Origin of the sequence: Collinsella aerofaciens, from assembly GCF_028209885.1 — a bacterium.
Taxonomy (GTDB): domain Bacteria; phylum Actinomycetota; class Coriobacteriia; order Coriobacteriales; family Coriobacteriaceae; genus Collinsella; species Collinsella aerofaciens_BA.
Genome location: NZ_JAQLEM010000051.1, coordinates 1 through 8,415, shown reverse-complemented (window position 1 = coordinate 8,415; position 8,415 = coordinate 1). Strand labels below are relative to the sequence as shown.

The 8,415-nt window shown below is 60.5% G+C and carries 6 protein-coding genes; all 6 read right to left on the bottom strand.

Annotated elements, in window-relative coordinates:
• Window positions 1–83: 83 nt before the first annotated feature.
• The 6 genes from PMX21_RS09545 to PMX21_RS09520 all read right to left on the bottom strand — a co-directional run bounded on the left by PMX21_RS09545 (window position 84) and on the right by PMX21_RS09520 (window position 8,157).
• Window positions 84–2,357, bottom strand: coding sequence for an InlB B-repeat-containing protein (locus PMX21_RS09545; protein ID WP_271759250.1), 2,274 nt, complete (start codon window positions 2,355–2,357; stop codon window positions 84–86).
• 156 nt (window positions 2,358–2,513) lie between these two features.
• Entirely contained in the window at window positions 2,514–3,179 is a 666-nt protein-coding gene (gene nth / locus PMX21_RS09540; protein WP_271759249.1) for an endonuclease III, read from the bottom strand.
• A 63-nt stretch (window positions 3,180–3,242) separates the two neighbouring features.
• On the bottom strand, window positions 3,243–5,045 hold the full coding sequence (locus PMX21_RS09535) for an ABC transporter ATP-binding protein (RefSeq protein WP_271759248.1): 1,803 nt from the start codon (window positions 5,043–5,045) through the stop codon (window positions 3,243–3,245).
• A 125-nt stretch (window positions 5,046–5,170) separates the two neighbouring features.
• Entirely contained in the window at window positions 5,171–6,526 is a 1,356-nt protein-coding gene (locus tag PMX21_RS09530) for a DNA recombination protein RmuC (RefSeq protein WP_271759247.1), read from the bottom strand.
• Window positions 6,527–6,650: 124 nt separating this feature from the next.
• Window positions 6,651–7,085 (bottom strand): hypothetical protein, encoded by a 435-nt coding sequence (locus tag PMX21_RS09525; RefSeq protein WP_271759246.1) that lies wholly within the window; start codon window positions 7,083–7,085, stop codon window positions 6,651–6,653.
• Between the two features lie 439 nt (window positions 7,086–7,524).
• Window positions 7,525–8,157: a hypothetical protein gene (locus PMX21_RS09520; RefSeq protein ID WP_196026328.1), complete on the bottom strand. Its 633-nt coding sequence runs from the start codon at window positions 8,155–8,157 to the stop codon at window positions 7,525–7,527.
• Window positions 8,158–8,415 lie beyond the last annotated feature (258 nt).

Here is an 8,415-nt window from a genome sequence, read left to right as displayed (position 1 = left end):
ACATAAAAGCCGCGTGGGGGTCGGGTCCCCACGCGGCTATCAGGTTTGGGCTAATAAAGCCCGGAGGTAAACACTAGTAGAGTTTAGTGCTCGCGACGCTTGGTCATGTACATGCCCACAGCGACAGCCACAGCGCCGGTAAGGGCGGCAGCAGAGGTCACAACGAAGGTCGGATCGCCGGTAGAAGCAAGGGCGGCGTCGTCCTTCTTCTCGGCCTTAGCCTCGTCCTTCTTATCGGCAGCAACCTGCTTCTTGCCCTCATCCTTCTTCAAAGTCTCGGACTTGGGGGTCTTAGCGGTAAAGAAAGCGTAGACAGTGGTGTCCTCGGTGATAGGAGTAGAGAAGTCAAACTTCTTGAAGGACTCCTTGGAAGAAGACCAGCCGACAAAGTTGAAGCCGTCGACGGAAGGATCAGTGGGCTGAGCAACAGTCTTACCGTCCTCGACCTCAACCGTAGTGGTGGAACCATCAACGTAGAAATTGACCTTGTGGGTCTGGACAGCAGGCGTCTCGTTCTTGGTCCACTGGGCGTAGAACGTCACGTGGTCGCCGCCGCCCTGGACGGGCTTGCTGAAGTCGACCGGGTCGGTGCCCTCGGAGTCGTAGGTCCAGCCGGCGAAGGTGTAGCCCTCGCGGGTCGGTGCCAGGGGCTGGCGGGCGACTCCGTCGGAATCAGTAACGCCCTGGAGCGTCACATTACCGTCGAAGAATACACCACCGTTGGCGAAGTAGAGGACATCCTTGACGTTCTTGTTCTCGTCAACGTCAGCTCCCTTGTCCTCGGTCCACTGGGCGAACAGGGTGGCGTGGTCGCCGCCGCCGACCAGCGGCTTGCTGAAGTCGACGGGATCGGTACCCTCGGAGTCATAGGTCCAGCCGGCGAAGGTGTAGCCCTCGCGGGTCGGGGCCAGGGGCTGGCGGGCGACGCCGTCGCCGTCGGTAACGCCCTGGAGGGCGTCTCTGCCGTCGAAGAACGTGCCGCCGTTGGCGACGTAGAGGACGTCGATGGAGTTGTCCTTCTCAACGGCACTCCACTGAGCGAACAGGGTGGCGTGGTCGCCGCCGCCGACCAGCGGCTTGCTGAAGTCGACCGGGTCGTTACCGTCGCGGTCGTAGGTCCAGCCGGCGAAGGTGTAGCCCTCGCGGGTCGGGGCCAGGGGCTGGCGGGCGACGCCGTCGCCGTCGGTCACGCCCTGGAGCGTCTCGTTGCCATCTGCGAACACACCGCCGTTGGCGACGTAGAGAACATCCTTCTCATTGTTAGCAAGCTCTGCCCACTGAGCGAAGAACGTAACGTGCTGACCGCCACCCGGGATGGGCTTGGTGAAGTCGACAGGCTCGGTGCCAGCAGCATCGTAAGTCCAACCAGTAAAGGTGTAGCCCTCGCGGGTCGGGGCCAGGGGCTGGCGGGCGACACCGTCGCTGTCAGTGACACCCTCCATGGTCTCATTGCCATCGGCAAAAGCGCCACCATTGGCAACATAGAGAACCGTCTTCTCGTTGTTCTGCTTCCACTGAGCATAAACAGTCGCGTGACCGCTGCCCGCAACGATAGCCTTCGTGAAGTCGACGGGGTCATTTCCGTCGCGATCGTACGACCAACCAAGGAAGTCATAGCCCTCGCGGGTAGGCTGAAGCGGCAGGCGTGCGATACCGTCGGTATCGGTTACGCCCTGCATAGTATCGTTACCGTCGAAGAACGTACCGCCGTTGGCGACGTAGAGGATTTCGACAGTCTTGTCCTGCTTCGCGGGCGTCCAAGCGGCGAAAAGGGTCACATTCTTGCCGCCACCGACAATCGGCTGGTTGAAGTCAACCGGGTCGGTTCCATTGCTGTGATAATACCAACCGGCAAACACATAGCCGTCACGCGTGGGGGCAAGCGGCTGGCGAGCAATACCATTGCTGTCAGTCTGGCCCTGCATAACATTGTTGCCGTCGGCGAACTGGCCGCCATTGGCAGCGTAGGTCACATTAAGCACCTTCGAGGGAGCCTCAGTCCACTTGGCGAACAGCATGAAGTGATCCGAGCCGCCCTGGAGAGGCTGAGAGAAATCGACTACCTGATCGGTTCCGGCATAAACCCAGCCAGCAAACACATAGCCGTCACGCACTGGTGCAGCCGAAGGAGTGACCTCGCCGTTCTCGTTCGTGTAGTTATTTTGCCAATCGCTTCCGTCCGCAAAAGTACCGCCGTTGGCATAGTAGTCGACTCGCTTGCCAGTAGCGGCAGCAGCGGTCGCCTCCCCGTTTGTACCCTGGGCAGTCTCCGCCGCGATAGCAGCAACCGGCGTGGAGCTGAGCACCATACTCAAGCTCAGACCGGCTGTGATAGCAGCGTTAAGCTTCCTATTCATGTGGTCGTCCTTTCCCGACTTTCTCCTTCGCGACCACTTCGCAGAAGAAGACCTTTGAATTGCATCATCTATTCAAGCCGAAAAAAAACTCAAAAGGTTGCGCAACCAAGCTATATCTAAGGTTTGAGACTTTTTTGCAAAAAAGTTTGCAAAAAGCTATTGCACCACCCGTACGCTGGGGCAAAGGTCTGTCAGCGGGCACTCGTCGCACTTGGGTTTGCGGGCGTCGCAGATCTCGCGGCCAAAGGTGATCCACTGGTGGTTGACCGACTCCCAATACTCGTGCGGCAAAATCTTGAGCAGATCTTGCTCGGTCTTGAGCGGCTCTTTGGCATGCGTCTTGGGACTCAGCATCAGGCGGTGCGCGATGCGGTTGACATGCGTATCCACCGCGATGCCTTCCACGATGCCGTACCCCACGTTGAGCACGATGTTCGCTGTCTTGCGCCCCACGCCCGGCAGCTTGACGAGTTCCTTCATGTCGGCCGGCACCTCGCCGCCGTAGTCGGCAACGATCATCTGCGCGGCCTCCACGGCATGCTTGGCCTTACTCTTATAAAAGCCGAGTGACTTAATGGTGTCCGCCACGTCGGTCACGCTTGCCCCGGCCATGGCCTCGGGCGTGGGCCACCGGGCAAACAGTTGGGGCGTCACCTTGTTGACCTGCGCGTCGGTCGTCTGAGCCGAGAGCAGTACCGCGATGAGCAGCCTAAAGGGATTCTCGTAGTCCAAGAAGCACTCGACCGGGCCATAGCGACGGTTAAGGCGCTCGCACACCTCGATGGCGCGCTCGCGTTTGGCGGCATTGGTCTCGCGTGGCATAACGACTCCTCGCTTCAGCGGCATAACAAACCTATGGGCACGATTGTCCCACGTATGGGGGCTTTAAGCCTCCAAAAATGCGCCGGTCTGGCGGCCCCACAGGCTTGCGTACTCGCCGCCCGCCTCGACAAGCTGCGCATGCGTACCGTCCTCGACAATCTCGCCGTCCGCCAGCACCACGATGTGGTCGAGCGCCGCCACGGTGGACAGGCGATGCGCCACCACAATGGAGGTGCGGCCGCGCATCAGGTTCTCGAGCGCCTCCTGCACCAGAGCCTCGGACTCACTGTCCAGGGCAGAGGTTGCCTCGTCGAGCACCAGAATCGGCGCGTCAGTGAGGATGGCACGGGCGATGGCCACGCGCTGGCGTTGGCCGCCCGAAAGCTTAACGCCGCGCTCGCCCACCATGGTGTCAAAGCCACGGGGCAGGCGGTCGATAAACTCCAGGGCATTGGCCAGGCGCGCTGCCTCGCGAATCTGTTCGTCGGTGGCATTGGGGCGGCCGTAGGCGATATTCTCGCGGATGGAGCGGTGGAACAGCAGCGCCTCTTGCGGCACGTAGGCAACCTGGCGGCGCAGGCTCTGCTGCGTGCAGCGCGAGACGTCCTGGCCGTCCACGAGCACGCGGCCGCCCTGTACATCGTCCAGGCGCAGCAACAGCTTGGTGAGCGTCGTCTTGCCCGAGCCCGATTTGCCCACCAGGCCCACGCGCTGGCCCGCCGACACATGGAGCGTCAGGTCGCTGAACACGCTCTCGCCCGCCGCGGCGTCACGGTATGCGAAGCTCAAGTGCTCAAAATCAATCGCGCCCTCGCGCACCTTGAGCTCGGGGGCGTTCTCGTCGTCTGCCACCAGACGCGGCTCGTCCAGCACACGCGTCATCTCTGCCGCATCACCCAACGCGCGGTTGATGCGCTGCATCATGGAGCTCACGTAGTTCAGACGCATGGTGAGGTTGTACGTATAGGTAAAGATCATGACGAGCGCGCCGGCCGAGATGCCAAACCACGCGTTGCCGCCCGCGACGAACACACTCACCACGGCCATAGTGATGACGATAAGGCCCGAGGTCGTAAAGTTGCGCTGCATCATGGCGTGCATCGAGACCGTCTCGGCGTCGCGTGCAGCACGGTCGGCGGTATCGAACAGGTCGCGCTCAAAGTCCTCGCGCCCACAGGTCTTAACGGCTAGGATGTTCGTGACCGCGTCGGACAGCACGCCCGACAGCTTGTTCTGCGCGGCGGACGTCGCGGCCGAAAGCGGCATGATGCGCTTGTACATAAGCCAGACAAACGCGATGTAGACGACCATAATGCCCACCAGGATCACGGTAAATGTCGGCACCACCGGGGCGAGCGCCGCCACCGTGCAGACAACCGAGGTGATAGTGGGAATGAGCGAATACACCGTCACGTCCACCAGACCCGTGTAGCCGCTCATAAAACGGCTCGTCTGGCTCACAAGCGATCCACCAAAACGGCTGGTGTGGAATGTCATGGATTGATTGGAGAGCGTGTCAAAGCACAGGCGCGCCAGGTGATAGTTGCCCGCAATCTCGAGCTTGTAGACGGTGTAGTCCTGCAGCTTGGAGAGGATTTGGCCCACTAGGTTAACGAGCACCAGCGCCAGAATGTAAGGGCCAAAGACCTCAAACACCTGGTCACCCGCCACGGGGCCGGCCTGAACGCGGTCAACGATAAGGGCCATCACGTAGGTGTTGGCAAACGTGAGCAAAAAGATGTAGCCCGCCGACGAGAACACCGAGAGAAAGACGATCAGCGGCTGTGCGCGCGTGACGTCCCAAAAACGCTGCAGCGTGCGGCGCACGGTGGAACGTTTGAGCGGACTGGTGCTTCTCTGAGACATGGTCTTCCTTTCGCGTCTGATAGGACGAAACGCCATTGTTGCACACTAAAGCGCACTTCAGGCAAGCACGGCGCGAAAAGCGCCCGCGCCCCGCGTTTACGTCGGCGCCCCGCCGTCAGATGCGGCTAGTCCTCGTCTTTTTGGTCTGCGGGCAGGCTCGCGGACGTGAGCCCCAAGATCGCGTCGGCCTCTCCGGCATCCTCCAGCGCATCGATATCCTTGAGCTTGCGCTCCATAACGTTGGTGCGCGTGGTGATGATGCCCTCAACCGTTTTACCCGCGGTCTCGATCTGCTGTTGGGCGCGGCGCAGCGCCGCCTGATAACGCGGCAGCTCGGCCTTGACGGCGGAAAGCACGCGCAGCACGTCGTCGGTACGTTTTTGCAATTTAAACGTCTGGTAGCTCATCTGCAGGCTGTTGAGGATGGCCGCCATGGTGCTGGGGCCGGCAACGTTGACGTGATAGTCGCGGCCCAGGGTCTCGATAAGCCCGGGGCGGCTGACGACCTCGGCGTACAGCCCCTCAAACGGAACGAACATAATGCCAAAGTTGGTGGTCGCGGGCACGCTCAGGTACTTTTCGCAGATGTCCTTTGCCTCGCGCTTTACCATCGCATCGAGCGTCTTGCGCGCGGTGGCCACAGCCTCGGCATCACCCGACTCTTGCGCGTCGAGCAAGTGCTCGTACGCATCGCCCGGGAATTTGGAGTCAATCGGCAGCAGCACGGGATCGCCCTCGTCCACCGGCAGTTTGACGGCAAACTCAACGCGCTCCGAGGCGCCGGGCTTGGTGGCGACGTTTTCCAGATACTGATCGGGCGTAAGGATGTCCGCCAGAATTGCACCCAGCTGCACCTCGCCCAAAATGCCACGCGCCTTCACGTTGCCCAGCACGCGCTTAAGATCACCCACGCCGGTGGCGATGGACTGCATGTCGCCCAGGCCCTTGTACACGGCCTCGAGCTGGTCGCTCACCTGCTTAAACGATGCCGACAGTCGGTCGTTGAGCGTGCGGGAGAGCTTCTCGTCCACCGTCGCGCGCATCTGATCGAGCTGCACGTTGTTGTCTTTGCGGATAGCACCCAGCTGGGCATCGACCGTCTCGCGCACCTTGTCCAGGCGGTGCTCGATGCCCTCGCGATTGGCGCCGAGCTGTTGGGCCGTCTCGCGGCGCAGGTCATCCATCCGGTCACCAGCTTGCGAGAACTCGCGTGCGATGGTCAGGTAACGTTGCTGCTCCACGGCCGCATCGGTCGTCTGCTGCTGCGCGATGGCATTGGCCGTGCGGCGGGTTTCGGCCAGCGCGACGTTCAGGGCATCGAGCGCGTTGTTGGCCTGCTCGAGTGCTGCCAGCGTTTCCGCGCCACCGTCGCCACGCTCCCGCAACTCGGCACGCAGGCTCTTGAGCTGAAGGGCGCAAGCCGCAGCAACCCCCACCGCCACCAAGGCGATCGCAACAAGCACAATATCAATAGCAGACATAATCTCCGCCCAACAAACCCAATCGAGCACCAATCAAAACCGCGATCAATCTTACCCCGCCACACACACGGATCACTCACTGCCTTGCAGACAAATTTCTCTTAGAGCCGCGGGCGCTAAAACGCTAGCTCTCCCAGCCGGCGCGAATGGTTGTTACGACATCGCCTAGGCGCTGGCCGAGGGCTGACAGATGTTGGAGCACCTCGTTGGGCGATGCGCCGTTGAGGATGCACGTGAGGGCATACGACGCCAGAAAGATGGCCGCAAGCCCTAACGGGATGAGCACGATCATCGCCAATATGCGCAAGCGCTGGCCCACACGGCGACGACGCGCACGACGCTTGTCGAACGCGAGCTCCTGCGCATATGAATCTTGCTGTACGGAATAGGCCTCTGGTGCCGATTCGCACCCGGGCACAGCTGCAGGTACAGCAGCGGGCACGACATTTTGCGCAAAGGGCTGGACTGCCGCCCCTTGCATTTGTATCTCCATGAGTCGTTGCTGCTGACGCAACATGCGCTCGGCTTGTTGCTGCGGAGTCTCAAGAAACAGATCCATGCTGGCCTCCAAAATCGGAGCATTCGACGCTTACGACCAGCATCCCGCACCGCCATGACCGCGACAACGCAATCGCCGGCAATAGCCACAAAGTTTCTTTTGCTCAAAAGCTGTCGAAAAGCTCAACAACTCCCCTACCAGCACTTTCTCTGAGCTTTTTTCGTCAGCAATCTTTTGGCCTTCCACCCTTACGCCAACTGACCAAAATCTAACCAAAAGCTTGACGGAAATTGTGAAGACAGGGACCCCATACAAAAACGTGCCGCCCCAAAAGGGGCGGCACGCTAACTTCTTATCAGTTTTTCAGTAGCAAGCACGCGACGACCCGAAGCCGGAGCACAGGGTAGGGAAACACCTTTACCTCGCGCGACCTGCGCAGCCGTGAGCGAGAGGGAAAGGTGTTTCCCCGCCCCGTGCTCCGCAGTCGGTGGAGGCAGCTTTAGATGCCCGCGAGACCTCGGGTGGCGGTGGCGCACATAAACGCCAAGGCTAGAATCACGAGCGAGCCCGCGATGTCTGCCAGCACGCCCATTGCACGGCGTTCAAACAACCAGCTCTCAAAGTGCGGGGCGACGTTGCGCCAAACACGCCACAGCAAGATGCCCATACCGATGACGCCCGGGATATTGAGCAGTAGGATCTCGGAGCACAAAAGACCGATCAGGTTACCGGCGGCAAAGCCCGCATCACCCTCGCAGTATTTGCGGTAGACCATATACAGCATGTACGCCACAAACGGCTGCAAGCACGCAGAAATAAACGAGACCACCATCGAGGGGTCCTGCGAAAAGACCTCGGTGAGTTTATCGACACTCGTGGCGTCCTTCGAAGCCAAGAATAAACCGATAACCACAAGGGGCACCACGCCCAAAATTACCTCGACCAGAGTAAACAACTTGGCAGTCAAATCCTCACTAGCCGAATTCAAATGAGGCGCCCACTCAGGATGAGCATGCGCGCCGACTTTCTTGTCCTTCTCGGCACGATCGGCCTTTTTACCCTCGGCAACCCGACGACCAGGATCCTTGCGAGTTCCCGCCGCAGCAACCCGAGCCCGAGACTTCTTGCCCATAAAAAACACCCCATCAGGTAGTAGATAAACTAAAAGTCGCTACCCAGTGTACCCCACCCATGAACGGTGCCGTCCCAACCAGACGGTGCCGTCCCAACCAGCCCCATACAAAAACGTGCCGCCCCAAAAGGGGCGGCACACAAACTTCTTATCAGCTTTTCTGTAACGAGCACGCAACGACCCGAAGCCGGAGCGCAGGGCGGGAGGCCGGATCGCCTTCCCTCAAAGCGACCCTGCGGAGCCGTGAGCGGGGAGGGA